This window comes from Rodentibacter rarus, assembly GCF_001998965.1.
In the GTDB taxonomy this organism is placed as follows: Bacteria; Pseudomonadota; Gammaproteobacteria; order Enterobacterales; family Pasteurellaceae; genus Rodentibacter; species Rodentibacter rarus.
This window is the reverse complement of sequence record NZ_MLHJ01000100.1, coordinates 1-17377: the sequence shown is the minus strand read 5'-3', so window position 1 is coordinate 17377 and position 17377 is coordinate 1. Positions and strand designations below refer to the sequence as shown.

The following is a 17377-nucleotide window of genomic DNA, read 5'->3' as shown; positions in this document are numbered from 1 at the left end:
CAGGGGCTGAAAGGCACTCTTTTTTATTTTCAAACCTAAGACTTTTTTATGTATGCGGCACGTTAAAACAGATCTTGCCGAGCAAATTTTTATGGCAGTGGACTGCCTCATGGCAAGAGAGGGGTTAAATCACCTTTCGATGCAAAAATTGGCCAAAGAAGCCAAGGTTGCTGTGGGAACGATTTATCTTTATTTTAAAGATAAAGATGAATTGTTAGAACAATTCGCTCGGCGTGTGTTTTCGCTCTTTGTAGCGGCACTTGAGAAGGATTTTGATGAAGCAGAATCCTTTTTTGAACAATATGGACGAATGTGGTGGAACATTTGGCTATTTTTACAAGAAAATCCCACGATTTTATCAAACTTGAATCAGTATCAGTCTTTACCTCATTTTACTGACCTTTGTCGAGAAATTGATAATAGTTGTTGGGATCGTTTTTGTTTGCAAGGGAAAGCAGCGGATGAATTAGCTGATTTACCAAATGATGTGCTTTTCCAATTGAGTTTAAAAACCGCAATGACGATGGCATCGGATATGAAGTTTTTAAATGTGGAACTCACTCATGAAATTTTAGAATCTGTGATTGAACGCTCTTGGCGGGCAATTCAGAAATAAGCATTATTTTGTATTATGGAGTTTTAAACAAATGAGTCAAACTCAAACAGCTCGACCAAAACGCTCACATGTTTTCGTTATGAAAATTGTTTTAGTGGTGTTTGTTTTAATTTTTGCCGGTGTGATCGGTTTTAATGTGTTACGCAGTATTATGATCGGTAAAGCCATTGCCAATATGCCGGAAGCCTCAAGTCCGGTGACGGCAGTGGAAGTGAAAGCAAGTGAGTGGACACCAGTGATTAATACCACAGGGCTTGTGCGTCCAAATCAGGGGGCAATGCTCAGTGCGCAAAATGCAGGAACCGTGTCTAAGGTTTTTGTTCAGAATGGACAAATGGTGAAAAAAGGCGATTTGTTGGTTGAACTGGATAGCTCGGTTGAGCGTGCAAGCCTTCAAGCGGCACAAGCCCAACTTCCGGCATTGCGTCAAACCTATCAACGTTATGCCAATTTATTATCAAGCAGTGCAGTTTCCCGTCAAGAAGTGGATAATGCGAAATCCGCTTATGATGCGCAAGTGGCGAATATTGAATCCCTAAAAGCCACTATTGAGCGCCGTCAAATTGTGGCACCATTTGATGGCAAAGCCGGTATTGTCAAAGTCAATGTCGGTCAATATGTGAATATTGGTACAGAAATTGTGCGTGTAGAAGATACCAGTTCGATGAAAATTGATTTTGCCATTTCACAAAATGAGTTAGACAGATTACATCTTGGTCAGCGTGTTACGGCAACCACCGATGCCCGCCAAGGCGAAACTTTCTCTGCCCGCATTACAGCTATTGAACCGGCAATTAATTCATCCACCGGTTTAGTGGATATTCAAGCGACTTTTGATCCCGAAGATGGACGTAAATTACTTTCCGGTATGTTCTCTCGTTTGCGTATTGCTTTACCGACAGAAACCAATCAAATCGTCGTACCACAAGTGGCGGTGAGCTATAACATGTACGGTGAAATTTCTTATTTGTTAGCGCCTTTATCTGAAGAAGATAAAGCCAAATTTGCCGACAACCCGAAATTAGACAACCTCTATCGTGCAAAACAAATCACGGTATTTACTAAAGACCGTCAAGGAATTTATTCCCAGTTACAAGGCGATGAAGTGAAAGTAGGCGATAAAATTATTACCGGTGGTCAACAAGGTATTGGTAATGGTAGCCTTGTTGAATGGATCAAAAAAGACATCGTTGGTGGAACCGAACCTGCGAAGAAAACCAATCTCTAATAGGCTAGGAAATACGAATGAAATTTACAGATATATTTATTCGTCGCCCTGTTTTAGCGATCTCGATCAGTTTGCTTATCATTATTTTAGGTTTGCAGGCGGTGTCGAAATTGGCAGTGCGTGAATATCCTAAAATGACAACAACGGTGATTACCGTCACCACCGCTTATCCCGGGGCGGATGCGAACCTCATTCAAGCATTCGTTACTTCTAAATTGGAAGAGTCCATCGCTCAGGCGGATAATATTGACTATATGTCCTCATCAAGTGCGCCAAGTTCTTCAACGATTACCGTAAAAATGAAATTAAATACGGATCCGGCGGGGGCATTGGCCGATGTATTGGCAAAAGTGAATGCGGTGCGTTCGGAGTTGCCTAGTGGTATTGAAGATCCTACCGTGGCGTCCTCATCAGGGGGAACGGGGATTATGTATATTAGTTTCCGTTCTAACAAGTTAGATTCTAGCCAAGTGACGGACTATATCAACCGTGTGGTGAAACCTCAGTTCTTTACTATTGAAGGGGTGGCGGAAGTTCAAATCTTTGGCGCGGCGGAATATGCGATGCGTATTTGGTTAGATCCGCAAAAAATGGCGGCGCAAAATCTTTCCGCTTCACAGGTGATGTCTGCGCTCTCTGCCAATAACATTCAAACGGCAGCTGGGAGTGATAACGGTTATTATGTGAGCTATCGTAATAAAGTGGAAACCACCACAAAATCGGTAGAGCAGTTGGGTAATTTGATTGTCGCTTCCAATGGCGATGATTTAGTGCGTTTGCGTGATATTGCTACCGTTGAACTCAATAAAGAAAGTGATAATTCACGAGCGACTGCAAACGGTGGGGAATCGGTGGTATTGGGGATCAATCCGACCTCTTCTGCGAACCCATTGACGGTGGCTGAGAAAATCCGTCCGCTTTACGCCAGTATTCTAAAACAGCTTCCAGACAGTATGGAATCGGATATTCTTTACGATCGTACCATTGCGATTAATAGCTCAATTAATGAGGTAATCAAAACGATTGTGGAAGCAACGGTGATCGTATTGGTGGTGATTTTGATGTTTATCGGTTCACTGCGTGCCATTATCATCCCAGTTCTCACCATTCCGATTTCATTGATCGGGGTGCTGATGATGTTACAAAGTTTAGATTTTTCGATTAACTTGATGACATTATTGGCGTTGATCCTTGCCATCGGTTTGGTGGTGGACGATGCGATTGTGGTCTTGGAAAACGTTGACCGTCATATTAAAGAAGGGGAAGCGCCATTCCGAGCGGCGATTATCGGTACTCGTGAAATTGCGCTACCTGTCATTTCCATGACGATTTCATTAATTGCGGTTTATTCGCCAATGGCATTGATGGGCGGCATTACAGGTACACTCTTTAAAGAGTTTGCCCTCACTCTTGCCGGTTCGGTATTTATTTCCGGTGTGGTGGCGTTAACCCTTTCACCGATGATGACCAGCAAATTACTGAAATCCAATGCTGAGCCGACATGGATGGAACGTAAAGTAGAACACACCCTATCGAAAATGAATAACCTGTATAACTACATGTTGGATATTGTGATGCACAATCGCAAATCCATGGTGGTGTTTGCCGTGGCGATTTTTGCCACATTACCGTTCCTCTTTAACTCGCTTTCCAGTGAATTAACACCGAACGAGGATAAAGGTGCGTTTATTGCCATTGGTTCAGCCCCTTCTAATGTGAATGTGGATTATATCCAAGATGCCATGACCCCTTATATGAAAACTGTGATGGATACACCGGAGGTGTGGTTTGGTATGAGTATTGCCGGTGCACCAAGTTCTAACCAATCTCTTAACATTGTGACGTTAAAGGATTGGAAGGAGCGTTCACGCAAGCAACCGGAAATTATGAACGAGTTGAATGCCAAGGCAAAATCCATTCCTGAAGTGTCGGTTTCTGCTTTCAACTTCCCTGAAATTGATACAGGGGAGCAAGGCCCGCCGGTTGCCATTGTGTTAAAAACCGCACAGGATTATAACGCCTTAGCCAATACGGCTGAGAAGTTTTTAGAAGCGATGCGGACATCAGGCAAGTTTGTTTATACCAATCTTGATTTGAAATACGACACCGCACAAATGACCATTTCGGTGGATAAAGAAAAAGCCGGAACCTATGGTATTACAATGCAGCAAATCAGTAATACTTTAGGCAGTTTCCTCTCCGGTGCCACCATTACCCGTGTGGATATTGATGGGCGGGCTTATAAAGTGATTTCGCAAGTAAAACGTGATGATCGCCTCTCGCCGGAAAGTTTCAAAAATTACTACCTCACGGCAAGTAACGGGGAATCGGTGCCATTAAGTAGTTTAATTAGCATGAAATTGGAAACCCAACCGACTTCTTTACCACGTTTTAGCCAGTTAAATGCGGCGACAATTCAAGCTGTACCAATGCCGGGCACCTCCACCGGGGATGCCGTGGCATGGTTACAACAACATGCCGATACCACTTTACCGCAGGGCTATACTTACGATTTCCGTTCGGAATCCCGTCAGTTGGTGCAAGAAGGAAATGCGTTGGCAATTACCTTTGCCCTCGCTGTGGTTATCATCTTCTTAGTATTGGCTATTCAGTTTGAATCAATACGCGATCCAATGGTGATTATGATTTCGGTTCCTTTGGCGGTAAGTGGTGCATTATTGACCTTAAACTTCTTGTCATTCTTTGGTATTTCAGGCACAACCTTGAATATTTACTCACAAGTGGGATTAATTACCTTGGTGGGCTTGATTACCAAACACGGTATTTTGATGTGTGAAGTGGCGAAAGAAGAGCAATTATTGCATGGTAAAAACCGTATTGAGGCGATTACTGCGGCGGCTAAAGTGCGTTTACGTCCAATTTTGATGACAACCGCAGCGATGGTGGCCGGTCTTATTCCATTGCTTTATGCAACAGGGGCAGGTGCGGTATCTCGCTTTAGTATTGGTATTGTGATTGTAGCCGGTTTATCTATCGGAACTATCTTCACCTTGTTTGTTCTTCCGGTCATTTATAGTTATGTGGCAACGGAACACAAACCATTACCGGTTTTTGAAGAAAATGAAAGCAAAGCCGCGCATTAATAAAATGCTTTAAAATTCAACCGCACTTTGGGAAACGAAAGTGCGGTTTTGTTTTTTTGCAGAAGATGCTATTTCTATGCTAGGCCGATAAAAAACCGCACCTTAAAAGTGCGGTCAATTTTGCAAAAGTTTTTATTTTTTTGATGCTTCGTAAAGTTTCATCGCCTCTGGTAGCAAACGGCGTAGGTTTTCTTGACGATCTTCATCGGTCGGGTGGGTGGAGGCCAAGGCATCTAATGTCCCTTTGGAACCGCCGGAGGCTTTTCTCATTTTATCCCATAATCCCGGGGCAAATTGTGGATTAAAGCCCGATTTTGCCATCAGTAATAAACCGACTTCATCGGCTTCGGTTTCCGCACTACGGGAGTAAGGCTTATCTAATGCAAAATCTTTGGTTAATCCCACGGCAATGCCACTAAGATCCGAACCGATGACCGTAGAAAGGGCAATATGACCCAATTGTGCCGCAATGCCGGTCGCCATACCGAAATTCGCTTTTGCCTTACCATGCTCTTTTAAGGCATGTGCCATTTCGTGCCCCATGACGGTGGCAATTTCATCATCGTTGAGCTTTAAGGTATCCACTAACCCCGTATAAAAGGCCATTTTCCCGCCCGGCATAGCCCAAGCATTTAATTCTTTGGATTTAATGACGGTAATCTGCCAGTTAAAAGGTTGGCCGGTTTGGTTTTCTTTATTGGCATAAGGCACCATTTTGTTGAAAATGCGATGAATACGTTTTGCCGTTTGAGAGGTGGTATCTACCGCTCCTTGGGTGCGAATTTTGCCCATTTCTTGGGCATAGCTTGAGGCCGCTTGTTGATTAATGGAAGCGGAATCTGCACAGGCATTAAGCACTAATGCGGCGACAGAAGCAAAGGCAAACGATTTGATGTATTTTTTCATTTTTAATTCCTCTTATAGGTATCAACTTTAGAGATAACAAAATTATAAGAAAAGTCCGATCACCTTGTCTAATAAAAAACCATTGAGTTTTTAATTTGCACTATTATAATAGTGCAAATTTTACTTTAGAGAATAGATTATGACACAACAAAAATCCCCTTCTTTATTAGGCGGTGCCATGATTATTGCCGGTACGGCCATTGGTGCAGGTATGTTGGCTAACCCCACTTCAACCGCAGGCGTTTGGTTTATCGGTTCACTTCTTGCGCTGATTTATACTTGGTTTTGTATGACCACTTCCGGTTTAATGATTTTAGAAGCCAACCTGCATTATCCCACAGGGGCAAGTTTCGATACTATTGTCAAAGATCTGCTTGGTAAAGGTTGGAATGTGGTTAATGGGTTATCTGTTGCCTTTGTGCTTTATATTTTAACCTATGCCTATATCACCTCAGGGGGCGGTATTACACAAAATTTATTCAATCAGTTGTTGAGTAGTAGCGAAAATGCGGTTGATATTGGGCGGACTTCCGGCTCGCTGATTTTTTGCTTAGTTTTAGCGGCATTTGTCTGGCTTTCAACCAAAGCGGTCGATCGTTTTACCACGATATTAATTGGTGGGATGGTTATCGCCTTTTTTCTTTCTACCGCAGGTTTACTCAGCTCAGTAAAAACAGCAGTTTTATTTAATACGGTGGCACAAGGCGAGCAGCAATATCTACCTTATTTATTGACTGCACTGCCGGTGTGTTTGGTTTCCTTCGGTTTCCACGGCAATGTACCAAGTCTTGTGAAATATTATCAACGTGATAGCAATCGGGTGATGAAAGCCATTTTCACCGGTACCGGTTTGGCACTCATTATCTATATCCTCTGGCAGCTTGCGATTCAAGGCAATTTACCTCGTGCAGAATTTGCCCCGGTGATTGAAAAAGGCGGTGATGTTTCCGCATTACTTGAAGCATTACGCCGCTATATTGAAACGGATTATATTGCAGTCATGTTGAATTTCTTTGCTTATATGGCAATTGCCAGTTCTTTTCTTGGGGTGACATTAGGATTGTTCGACTATATCGCGGATTTATTGAAATTTGACGACAGCCTAATGGGAAGAACAAAAACCACTTTGATCACCTTTTTACCCCCTTTATTGTTAAGCCTCCAATTCCCTTATGGTTTTGTGATCGCCATTGGTTATGCGGGCCTGGCGGCAACAATTTGGGCGGCTATCGTGCCGGCCTTGCTTGCGAAAGCAAGCCGTCAAAAATTCCCGAATGCCACTTATCGGGTTTATGGTGGCAATGCGATGATTGGTTTTATTATCCTCTTTGGTGTGCTTAATATTGTGGCACAAGTGGGCGCTAATTTAGGCTGGTTTGCAAGTTTTATGGGATAATCCTATCCCGTTGTATTCTAAGGGCGTAGGATACGCCCTTTTACATTTTGGCTTTCACCAACAGGAATTATCCATGAAGAACAGCACTAGTGTTTATGATAGGGAAAACTTCTTTGAGCGTTATCAACAGCTTCGTGAAAACCCGATGAGTTTGAATGAAATCGTAGAAAAACCGACAATGCTTTCTCTTTTGCCCGATCTTCAAGGCAAAACGTTATTGGATCTTGGTTGTGGTAGCGGTGGGCATTTAGCACTTTACTTGGAGCGGGGCGCAAGGGCAGTAGTGGGAATGGATTTATCTGCCAATATGTTAAAACAAGCACAAACAGATTTGGAAAAGTGCGGTCAATTTCACGGGCGTTTTTCTTTATATCAACTTGCAATGGAAAACCTTGCGGATTTACCTGAGGAAAATTTTGATGTCATCACCAGCTCTTTTGCTTTTCATTATGTGCAGGATTTTCCGGCGTTGTTAATGGCGATTTTCAAAAAATTAAAACCAAAGGGAACATTGGTGTTTTCTCAAGAACACCCCATCACCACTTGCCATAAAATGGGAGAGCGTTGGGAAAAAGATGAAAACAAACAACAGGTGGCATACCGATTGAACCATTATCGCGATGAAGGTGAGCGGGAAAGAAATTGGTTTAAACAGCCTTTTAAAACCTATCACCGCACTACTGCTACTATTATTAATCATATTATTTCGGCAGGTTTTCAAATTGAACAGATGGCCGAACCCATGTTGGCGGATCAAGTGCAATGGCACGCTGAATTTAAAGATTTACAGCATCGTCCGGTGTTGTTATTTATCAAAGCTCAAAAAAGATAAGGGAAAAAATGACAAATCCAATTCGTCCTCTTGATATTTTATTAGCCTCAATGAAGCCAACCTTAAATGAGGGAATTTATTATTTTTCCACGTTAAAGCCCGAACAGCATCTCCCCCTACCGGAATTGATCGCAACCATAAGGGAAAAAGAAGGATTATCGGTGATTGTGAGTGAAAAAACAGTAAAAGATTATGGTCTTGATGCGCAATTTAAGACCGCTTGGATTACGCTTAGCGTACATTCCGATTTAGCAGCGGTAGGATTAACTGCGGCTTTTTCTAAAGCCTTGGGTGAGGGGGGCGTGAGTTGCAATGTCGTGGCGGGGAATTTTCATGATCATATTTTTGTTCCTTATGAACAGGCTGATTTAGCGATGTCAATATTACAGACTTTGCAACGAGCCTCCTTGATGAAATAGATAAAAATAAACTAGAATTTAACCGCACTTTATGGTATAAATCGCACCGCTCTTTTTTCCGTAAAAAAGAGTGAATTTTTAACTTAAATAACACACACATATCATTAAGGCTTCATCGGGGTGCCAAACGGTCGATGAGCTGATATGTGGAGGCTCAACCCCAAATAAAAGGAAAATATTATGGCACAAGTTTCAATGCGTGAAATGATCAACGCAGGCGTACACTTCGGACACCAAACTCGTTACTGGAACCCACAAATGAAACCTTTCATTTTTGGTGCGCGTAACGGTGTTCACATCATCAACCTTGAAAAAACCTTACCTTTATTTAACGAGGCATTAGCTGAATTAACGCGTATTGCGAGCAATAACGGTAAAATTTTATTCGTGGGTACAAAACGTGCGGCATCAGAGGCAGTGCAAGCTGCAGCATTAGACTGTCAACAATATTATGTTAACCACCGTTGGTTAGGTGGTATGTTGACTAACTGGAAAACAGTTCGTCAATCAATTAAACGTTTAAAAGATTTAGAAGCACAATCTCAAGACGGTACTTTCGACAAATTAACCAAAAAAGAAGCGTTAATGCGTAGCCGTGAGATGGAAAAACTTGAATTAAGCCTTGGCGGTATCAAAGATATGGGCGGTTTACCGGATGCATTATTTGTTATCGGTGCAGACCACGAACATATCGCAGTGAAAGAAGCCAATAATCTTGGTATCCCTGTTTTTGCTATCGTTGATACCAACTCCACACCGGCCGGTGTTGATTTTGTTATCCCGGGTAACGATGATGCGACCCGTGCAATCCAACTTTACTTAACTGCCGCTGCGGCAGCAGTAAAAGAAGGTCGTGGTAACGAAGCGGCTGTTGCGGAAGAATTAGCCGCTGCGGATGCAGAATAATTCAAGTTATCAAAATAAGGCATAGCCCTTATTAATCAAAACGATTAATTGGCACAGGGGCGAGAAATTGCCCCTGTATTTTTATCTAAAAAGTGTGGCGAAAATGACCGCACTTTCAGACAGAGGATTGGAAAAATGGCTGAAATTACAGCAGCATTAGTTAAAGAACTTCGTGAACGTACCGGTGCAGGTATGATGGAATGTAAAAAAGCATTGGTTGAAGCTAACGGTGATATTGAGTTAGCCATTGACAACATGCGTAAATCCGGTCAAGCAAAAGCAGCGAAAAAAGCAGGTCGTGTGGCAGCTGAAGGTGTTATCATCGCACGCGTTGAAGCCGGTTTCGGTGTGTTAATTGAAATGAACTGTGAAACAGACTTCGTGGCAAAAGATGCGGGTTTCTTAGGTTTAGCCAATGAAGTGGCAGATTACGCTGCGGCAAATAAAGGTACGACTATTGAGCAACTACAAGCACAATTTGAAGAAAAACGTGCAGCATTAGTGGCGAAAATCGGTGAAAACATGACAATTCGCCGTGTTGCTTACCTTGAAGGCAATGTGATCGCACAATACTTACACGGTGCGAAAATTGGTGTATTAGTGGCGGGTGAAGGTTCTGCTGAAGAATTGAAAAAAGTGGCTATGCACGTTGCGGCATCTAAACCTGAATTCGTTAATCCGGAAGATGTTTCTGCTGAAGTGGTTGAACACGAGCGTCAAATTCAAATCGACATCGCTATCAATTCTGGTAAACCAAAAGAAATCGCAGAAAAAATGGTTGAAGGCCGCATGAAGAAATTCACCGGTGAAGTGTCTTTAACCGGTCAAGCATTCGTGATGGATCCATCTCAAACTGTTGGCGACTACTTAAAATCAGTGAATACCAAAGTGACTAACTTCATTCGTTTAGAAGTGGGTGAAGGTATTGAGAAAGTCGAAGAAGATTTCGCTGCAGAAGTGGCAAAAATCACTGGCGGTAGTGCTTAATTTCTCTTGTTTTTGGGATGTAAAATCTGATATTGATTTACTCTTGAAAATATTAATTTCACTTAAGGGCTAGGTCTTATTTCTGTGGCTTAGTCCTTTTCCATTCCGATACCCTTTCCCTTTTCTTTAAACTGCAATCGGCTCTTTTGATAAATTCCCTCTTACTATTTGGTACTCACTTAGTAACAGGAGCTTATATAGAAAAATAAAACTAGGATATTGTATGGGTTGTAAAAGAGAAGATTAAATCTGACAAATCAAAATAAAAAGTGAGCGTTTCCCATTTAGAATGTTACATTTCCCAAGCTTACAAAATTATGGGAATGCGCCAAGATACCTTCTACCGTTATCAACAAGCAGTTGAAGAAGGTGGTGTGGAGGCGCTACTCAATCAAAACCGACGTGTCCCTAATATTAAGAATCAAGTAAATGAAAAAGTCAAAAAAGCCGTGGTGCAGTTTGCTTTGGATAATCCCGCATTCGGACAGGTTCGAGTCAGTAATGAACTACGTGAACAGGGAATTTTTTCGGCTAGCGCTGTTTGCTCTACTTGACTCAGACACAATCTGGCGAATTTCAAACAAAGATTGACCGCACTTGAGAAGCAGGTTTCCGAGCAAGATATTATTTTCAATGAATCTCAAGTGCAAGCCTTAGAGCGTAAAAAGGAAGAGGATATCACTTGTGGTGAAATTAAAACAGCCTACCCGGACCTATTTGGGAGCTCAAAATACCTCCTATGTTGGCAATTTTAAAGGCGTTGGACGCCTTTATCAGCAATTCATATCAAATTTTGCTGGAGAGGGAAATATTTAAATTTATTCTACTTATCTACTTAATAAACAAATTTTACCGGAAATTAAAGAAAACAACGGTTGGATTAAGTGTTCGGAAGAATTACCAAAAGTACTTGATCATTACGGGTTTGAACGTAGTGATGTTTTGGTGTTGATGAACCCGATGATGAAACTTATGTATGAGCTTATATGGTTCAAGGTAATCGGTTTTATGGCTTTAATGGAGAGTGTAGGAAAATAACACATTGGCGTCTATTACCGCTCCCTCCGAATTCATGAAGAACCCATTTACAGCCTATTTGCCACATAAGTGGGCTGAATAATGTGTTTTAAACCGAACTTTAAAGGAAGTAAAATCAATGGTTAATCGCAAAAGTTTAATGGCTAAAATCCATATTGGTAAAACTCAGTTGCGGTTAGATGAGGAAACCTATCGCCAATGACTTCTCAATACTACGGGCAAAGCAAGTTGTGCCTTGATGAATGAGGAAGAATTACAGCTAGTATTGAATGCCATGAAACAGAAAGGCTTTAAAGTGCGGTCAACATTTTGGGAAAATCGTGCCACACCTCGGGAAGATAAGAAAATTTATCTGGCAAAAATTACCGCACTTTTAGCCAAACACGGTTTGCCAAAGGAATACGCGGACAGCATTTCTAAACGTTCCTTTAAAGTAGATTTTGTGCATTGGTTACCCCCTTAGCACTTGAAACAAGGTGGTGCAACTGCTGGCAGTGTATGATCGCCATCAACATAAATCGTAAAATATTTTGCATAAATGGGCAATTAAACCTTGATTTCTGATTAAAAAAGTTTAATTTTACGCCCAGGGGCGAAAACTCAACACAAAACGGAAGGCAAAACCGTTATTTCGTGCTATTTTTTGCCTGAATGTCAGAAAACTTTGAGTTTCAGAACATTCGTGCGGAAAAGCTTAAATTTATCTAAACAATGGTTGGGAGTGTGGCTAATACAGCACTCGAGAGGGAAATAAGCCCAGTTGATTTTGTGCAACTTTTCGGCTCCCTACCGACCTTTATAGGGGCTTTCTCGAAAAGGAAACACAAAATGACACAATTCAACATTACAACCTTTAATGGTTCACTTCAAAATCAATCCGTTTAATTAATGTACGTGACCTTCATCAATCATTAAGCATTAAAACTCGCTTTGATATTTGGATCAATCGCCGTTTAACCGATAGCCCATTTAAAGAAAATGTTGATTTTATCTAGGTGATCAAATTTGAACACGTCGATAGAGGCTTTTTCAGTAGCCGTGAAATCGAGATCAAAGACTATCACTTCACCCTCAATACCGCTAAGCATTTATGCTTAATGGAAAACAGCGAAATCGGTTATCAAATCCGTCAACAGTTTCTTGAAAATGACAATAAGGCAAGGGCAGAACTTCTCCGCTTAAAACAACAATTAATGGCAATTCCGGCTTTTCTACGCAATAACTCCAATGAAATTGCACGCCTACAAAAACAAGCCCAACAAGCCTTGTTTGCAGCCTATCCAGAAGTAAAAAAATTATTTTATACCGTGATATGGGGTTGGAGAACCGTGAAATCGACAAATTATTAGACTTGGGCAAACACTCCCTTGAATTGCGGTTGCGAAAACTCTTTGATTTGGGTTTGTTGCAACGCAAAAGCTGTAATCAACCCAACCAGTTGGCGTCATTTACATAAGGAGGTGAAGATGAATACTTTGGCTATCAAGATAAATAGAAGATATTCGCAGTGATTTGGGCGGATTGCAATGTGTTCTCCATTTGCTGGAAATCACCGCCAATATCGATGATACCTTGAGTTATCAGCAGTTGGCAGGCTTAATAGGTGTGTTTGTGGTGGTGTTGGATTGGCATGCGGAGGAGATGCAGGGTTTATTAAACCTGACCGAATAAACTAAAAGCAAGAAAAAGCCCCTTATGGGGCTTTTATTATAGGTCATCTTTTAACTTGTTATTCTGTAATTTTAGATAATTCCGATCAAAATCTTTACCATAGATTAAGAAATCCTCTTCATTGGCATTACCATCATACACAGCCCTAAATGTAATTGAACCATCTTCAAAGATAAAATCAAAAGGCATATTAGGCTTTTGATCTCTTAATTCCTTTGTAGATGGACGAGATAACACTTTGTATTTTTCCATTAATTTTGTCAGTGTTCCACCAGCCATTTCTGTAGGTACTTGAATAAATATATTTTTCAATTTATCATCAATGAAAAGCAATCCAACCCCAGTATTTGTGCCCCCAAAAGTAAAATCATCACAAGCTAAAAAACCATCATCTTTGTACCATTGACACTTATGCACTTCCCTAGCTTCTTTTTCTGTCATTTCAAATTTCCAATTTTTATAGCCATCTACGGCAAAACTTGATGTCGATATTGTAAAGGCAATACCCATAAGAGCTGATTTAACTAATTTCATAACAATTTCCTTTAGGTTGTAGATTTATATCATCGTAACAGAAAATAAGAAAATTTTCCCTCTAAAATTCCTAACTTTTAAAAATCCCATGTTAAATTGCGCCAAAATGTGATTTGACAGGGGGGGGATTATGCAGTCTCAATTTGAACGTGTTGCCGATTGTCTGCCGGAGGTGGTGCTGGAAATGGTGGAACCGGTCAGGTTTAATGATGTAGAGAAAATTGTTCATCTATTTGGCAGGGTGAACTTTCTTTTTTCTGATGGTAAGGTATATTTTCCTAAGCTCAAAGCCTTAATTGGGTTGGAAAGTGCGGTGAAATTGCTCCGTTATTTTAAATCAGAGCGGGTCTATATTCCCCGTTGTGAAGTGGCATTGTGTTTATTGCGCAATGGGTGGCTATCCGCCAGTCTGATTATTCAAAGACGGATGGCTATTTAGATGGTGTGGAAGTCATTCGTGAATCATTTCACACATTGTTGCCGAAGTTCACTGGTAATCCAAAAGCGTTGTTTGTGTTAGATCCACCTTATCTATGCACACATCAGGAAAGCTACTTATTTTGACTTGATTGATTTCTTGCGGTTAGTGAATATCACCCGACCGCCTTATATCTTTTTCAGTTCGACTAAAAGCGAATTTGTGCGGTTCATTGAGTATATGCAAGAGGATAAAGTGGATAACTGGCAGGCGTTTGAAAATGCAATGAAAATTGTGGTGAATACATCAGCAAGTTATGTGGGGAAGTATGAAGATAATATGGTTTATAAATTCTAGTATTTGAAATTTAAACGCCCTTTAATGATAATTTAAAGGGTGTTTTTGTTTTCCTTAAATGGTTGTTTATTTTGCATAAAAGTTGGAAATGGCTTATACAAAATAAAATCCTAATTTATGCAAAAAATTTTGCGAATTTATATATCTCACTGCTGAAAGATTGTTTATTCCCCCCCCCCAATACCCTACGTATCGACTTGCTAAAATTGAACAAGTCACAGGGTTATCTTCCAATAGATAGATGATGTGTTGAGTCTTTATTTAAGGACATTGTTGGAACATTGATTTGTTTAAAATCACAAAGTGTGGCAGATCATTGTTCCTCTTTTATCTTGCCAAATTTATTTCACTAGCAACGCCACAGCTTCGCAAGCGATCCCTTCTCCTCTTCCGGTGAACCCCAGTTTTTCTGTCGTTGTCGCCTTCACGTTGATTTGTTCGATATCACAGGATAAATCAGCGGCAATCACCGCCCGCATTTCATCAATATAAGGGCGCATTTTAGGAGCCTGGGCAATAATAGTGATATCCACATTCCCAATTTTATAACCTTTTTCTTGAACTTGACGGAAGGCTTCTCTTAGCAAGCCTCGGCTATCGGCATTTTTATATTGCATATCCGTATCAGGGAAAAGTTTCCCAATATCCCCCAAGGCTGCCGCCCCTAGCAGCGCATCGGTTAATGCGTGCAAGGCAACATCGCCATCAGAATGGGCGATAAATCCGGTGTGGTAAGGAATGTTAACACCGCCAATAATTAAAGGGCTGTTTTTCCCAAATGCGTGTACATCAAAACCGTGTCCAATTCTTATCATCGTTTTTTCCTTGTTAAGTAAAATTCCGCCAAGGTTAAATCTTCCGGGCGGGTCACTTTAATATTATCACTTCTTCCCACCACCAAGTGCGGTCGAAATCCGGCAAGTTCCATGGCTGACGCTTCATCCGTGATACTCTTCTTCTGTTTTAATCCATTCTCAAGGGCATTTTGTAACAAATCGATCCGGAAAAATTGGGGCGTTTGAGCCTGCCAAAGTTGTGAGCGATCTTCTGTGGTGATAATCGTACCATTTTTATCACTACGCTTGATGGTATCTGTCACCGGAATCGCAAGAATCGCCCCATTTTCATCATGGATTTCTAATAACTTATTTAAATCTGCTTCTGTTAAACAAGGTCTTGCCGCATCATGCACTAATGCCCAAGCATTTTTTTCCTCAATCACATTAAGTGCATTGAGGACGGAATTCGCCCGAGTTTCTCCCCCTTCAACAAGTTGGATTTTTTCATGGGAGAGGAAGTGAAGTTCAGCAAAATAAGGATCATTTTTACCTAATGCAACGATAATTCGATCAATGGAACGATGAGTTAGCATAATATTTAACGTATGCTCCAAAATCGTTTTGCCTAACACAGTTAAATATTGTTTGGGCTTATCCGCTTTCATTCGGCTTCCCACGCCTGCGGCAGGAATAACGGCAATAATTTTTCGTGACATTATTTATTCTCTTTCACAATGCGGTAGAACATTTCATTTTCTTTCACGAGATCGTGTTGCATTCGCGCCCGTTCTTCAATAGATTCAAATCCCTTCGTTAGCCCCTGAATTTCGGCTGAAATCATTTGATTTCTCTGTACTAATTTTTCATTTTCTGCTTTATTTTCAATGATTTGTGCTGAAACCGCTTTATAATCAAAATAACCGTTCTTACCAAACCAAAGGTCGTATTGGAAAAGTGTAAGAATCCCCACAAGTATAGCTATAACTATCCGCATAAAATTTCGTCTGTCTAATGAAAAGGCTTATAGTTTATCTTGAAATAGCGTGAAAGGCGATGGAAAAGTGCGGTCAATTTTTCTTGTGTTTTTCCATTTTTCTTATTATATGAAATAGGGTTAAACGTGATCGAAATCACAAATCCGTGAGAACCTATTGTCAATAAAATAAAAGTTCATCAAACCTCAGAGAAAACTTGCTATACTTTTTCCGCTTTTATCTTTTTTTAGGAGAAAAACCATGAAAAAAACCTTAAAAATGACCGCACTTGCCACTCTTTCTGCCATACTATTAGCCGGCTGTTCAAGCCAGATGAATTCACAAGAACAGGCGAATATGCGATTAGAACAACAAGCCGTATTAGGCTTAAACTGGATGCAAAATTCGGGTGAATATCAAGCCTTGGCTTATCAAGCTTACAATATGGCAAAAGTGGCGTTTGAGCAGGCTAAAGTCCCTAAGGGCAAGAAAAAAGCGGTGGTGGTGGATTTGGATGAAACTATGCTAGACAACAGCCCTTACGCCGGCTGGCAAGTGAAAAACAACAAACCTTTCGATAGTAAAGATTGGACCCGTTGGGTTGAAGCTCGTCAATCCCGAGCCATTCCGGGAGCGGTAGAATTTAATAACTATGTGAATGCCCATAACGGAAAAATGTTTTATGTGAGTAATCGTAAAGACAGCTCAGAAAAAGCAGGAACCATTGATGATATGAAACGCCTTGGCTTTAAAGGTGTAGAAGAATCGGTCTTTTATCTGAAAAAAGAGAAATCGCCTAAAGCCGCACGTTTTGCTGAGATTGAAAAACAAGGCTACGAAATCGTGCTTTATATAGGCGATAACTTAGACGACTTTGGTGATGCCGTTTACGGTAAATTAAACGCTGAACGCCGTGATTTTGTTGCGAAAAATCAAGCAAAATTTGGTAAAACTTATATCGTCTTACCTAATGCGAACTATGGTGGCTGGGAAGGCGGCTTAAAAAAAGATTATTTTAAAGGCGACACCCAGAGTAAGATTGACGCTCGTTTAGAAGCGATTCAAGCATGGGATGGGAAATAATCTGGTGTAATAAACAAAATGGTTGCTCAAAAGTGGGTTAAGGTCTTATAGTAACGGTATTATGTAGCAAATGCACAAAACAGAAATTTTAACCAAAACGTAGGGACACACTGCGTGTGTCCGTTATAA

At 40.9% G+C, this 17377-nt stretch carries 18 protein-coding genes and 3 pseudogenes; 16 read left to right on the top strand and 5 right to left on the bottom strand.

What is annotated here, in order from left to right:
* The first annotated feature begins 52 nt into the window (after positions 1–52).
* From acrR to acrB, 3 genes are read left to right on the top strand one after another with little or no spacing between them, the layout of a single operon-like run.
* Positions 53–616, top strand: a complete 564-nt coding sequence (acrR, locus tag BKK50_RS09585) for an efflux transporter AcrAB transcriptional repressor AcrR (RefSeq protein WP_077417590.1) — start codon at positions 53–55, stop codon at positions 614–616.
* A gap of 31 nt (positions 617–647) precedes the next feature.
* The gene (acrA, locus tag BKK50_RS09580) at positions 648–1844 is read left to right on the top strand and encodes a multidrug efflux RND transporter periplasmic adaptor subunit AcrA (protein ID WP_077417588.1); all 1197 of its coding nucleotides are present in this window, start codon (positions 648–650) and stop codon (positions 1842–1844) included.
* A gap of 17 nt (positions 1845–1861) precedes the next feature.
* Positions 1862–4948, top strand: coding sequence for a multidrug efflux RND transporter permease subunit AcrB (acrB, locus tag BKK50_RS09575; RefSeq protein ID WP_077417586.1), 3087 nt, complete (start codon positions 1862–1864; stop codon positions 4946–4948).
* Positions 4949–5080: 132 nt separating this feature from the next.
* Here acrB and BKK50_RS09570 read toward each other — a convergent pair whose 3' ends face one another.
* Complete coding sequence (locus BKK50_RS09570; RefSeq protein WP_077417584.1) at positions 5081–5854, bottom strand: M48 family metallopeptidase; 774 nt, start codon at positions 5852–5854, stop codon at positions 5081–5083.
* A 139-nt stretch (positions 5855–5993) separates the two neighbouring features.
* Between BKK50_RS09570 and mtr the strand changes: the two genes are divergently transcribed.
* From mtr to BKK50_RS12480, 10 genes and pseudogenes are all read left to right on the top strand, one after another.
* A complete protein-coding gene (gene mtr / locus BKK50_RS09565; RefSeq protein ID WP_077417582.1) occupies positions 5994–7250 on the top strand; it encodes a tryptophan permease in 1257 nt (418 codons plus the stop codon).
* Between the two features lie 73 nt (positions 7251–7323).
* On the top strand, positions 7324–8082 hold the full coding sequence (locus BKK50_RS09560) for a class I SAM-dependent methyltransferase (protein WP_077417580.1): 759 nt from the start codon (positions 7324–7326) through the stop codon (positions 8080–8082).
* Positions 8083–8090: 8 nt separating this feature from the next.
* Positions 8091–8501 (top strand): ACT domain-containing protein, encoded by a 411-nt coding sequence (locus tag BKK50_RS09555; RefSeq protein ID WP_077417578.1) that lies wholly within the window; start codon positions 8091–8093, stop codon positions 8499–8501.
* A 180-nt stretch (positions 8502–8681) separates the two neighbouring features.
* Entirely contained in the window at positions 8682–9407 is a 726-nt protein-coding gene (gene rpsB, locus BKK50_RS09550) for a 30S ribosomal protein S2 (RefSeq protein ID WP_077417577.1), read from the top strand.
* 135 nt (positions 9408–9542) lie between these two features.
* Positions 9543–10394 carry a translation elongation factor Ts gene (gene tsf / locus BKK50_RS09545; RefSeq protein ID WP_077417575.1) on the top strand — a complete coding sequence of 284 codons (852 nt, stop codon included), beginning with the start codon at positions 9543–9545 and terminating at the stop codon, positions 10392–10394.
* Positions 10395–10690: 296 nt separating this feature from the next.
* A pseudogene (locus tag BKK50_RS09540) lies at positions 10691–11192 on the top strand (helix-turn-helix domain-containing protein); the annotation flags it as partial.
* Between the two features lie 358 nt (positions 11193–11550).
* Positions 11551–11895: pseudogene (locus BKK50_RS09535) on the top strand (gp16 family protein).
* A gap of 412 nt (positions 11896–12307) precedes the next feature.
* Positions 12308–12427, top strand: a complete 120-nt coding sequence (locus BKK50_RS13240) for an antA/AntB antirepressor family protein (RefSeq protein WP_077417610.1) — start codon at positions 12308–12310, stop codon at positions 12425–12427.
* Positions 12428–12781, top strand: a complete 354-nt coding sequence (locus BKK50_RS09525; RefSeq protein ID WP_077417573.1) for an antA/AntB antirepressor family protein — start codon at positions 12428–12430, stop codon at positions 12779–12781.
* Positions 12782–12953: 172 nt separating this feature from the next.
* Positions 12954–13103 (top strand): hypothetical protein, encoded by a 150-nt coding sequence (locus BKK50_RS12480; RefSeq protein WP_158074664.1) that lies wholly within the window; start codon positions 12954–12956, stop codon positions 13101–13103.
* Between the two features lie 36 nt (positions 13104–13139).
* Here the strand turns inward: BKK50_RS12480 and BKK50_RS09515 are convergent, their stop codons facing one another.
* Complete coding sequence (locus BKK50_RS09515; protein WP_077417569.1) at positions 13140–13637, bottom strand: hypothetical protein; 498 nt, start codon at positions 13635–13637, stop codon at positions 13140–13142.
* Between the two features lie 130 nt (positions 13638–13767).
* Between BKK50_RS09515 and BKK50_RS09510 the strand changes: the two genes are divergently transcribed.
* Positions 13768–14076, top strand: a complete 309-nt coding sequence (locus BKK50_RS09510) for a hypothetical protein (protein ID WP_179108348.1) — start codon at positions 13768–13770, stop codon at positions 14074–14076.
* Positions 14028–14412 (top strand): annotated as a pseudogene (locus tag BKK50_RS09505) (hypothetical protein); the annotation flags it as partial. The gene BKK50_RS09510 and the pseudogene BKK50_RS09505, both read left to right, overlap by 49 nt.
* A gap of 341 nt (positions 14413–14753) precedes the next feature.
* Here BKK50_RS09505 and ispF read toward each other — a convergent pair.
* From ispF to ftsB, 3 genes are read right to left on the bottom strand one after another with little or no spacing between them, the layout of a single operon-like run.
* Positions 14754–15227 (bottom strand): 2-C-methyl-D-erythritol 2,4-cyclodiphosphate synthase, encoded by a 474-nt coding sequence (gene ispF, locus BKK50_RS09500; protein WP_077417567.1) that lies wholly within the window; start codon positions 15225–15227, stop codon positions 14754–14756.
* Positions 15224–15907, bottom strand: coding sequence for a 2-C-methyl-D-erythritol 4-phosphate cytidylyltransferase (ispD, locus tag BKK50_RS09495; RefSeq protein ID WP_077417565.1), 684 nt, complete (start codon positions 15905–15907; stop codon positions 15224–15226). Before ispD ends, ispF begins: the two co-directional genes overlap by 4 nt.
* A complete protein-coding gene (ftsB, locus tag BKK50_RS09490) occupies positions 15907–16185 on the bottom strand; it encodes a cell division protein FtsB (RefSeq protein WP_077417563.1) in 279 nt (92 codons plus the stop codon). The genes ispD and ftsB overlap by 1 nt, the downstream gene beginning before the upstream one ends.
* A gap of 241 nt (positions 16186–16426) precedes the next feature.
* Between ftsB and BKK50_RS09485 the strand changes: the two genes are divergently transcribed.
* Positions 16427–17248 carry a 5'-nucleotidase, lipoprotein e(P4) family gene (locus tag BKK50_RS09485; RefSeq protein ID WP_077417561.1) on the top strand — a complete coding sequence of 274 codons (822 nt, stop codon included), beginning with the start codon at positions 16427–16429 and terminating at the stop codon, positions 17246–17248.
* The last annotated feature ends 129 nt before the right edge of the window (positions 17249–17377 follow it).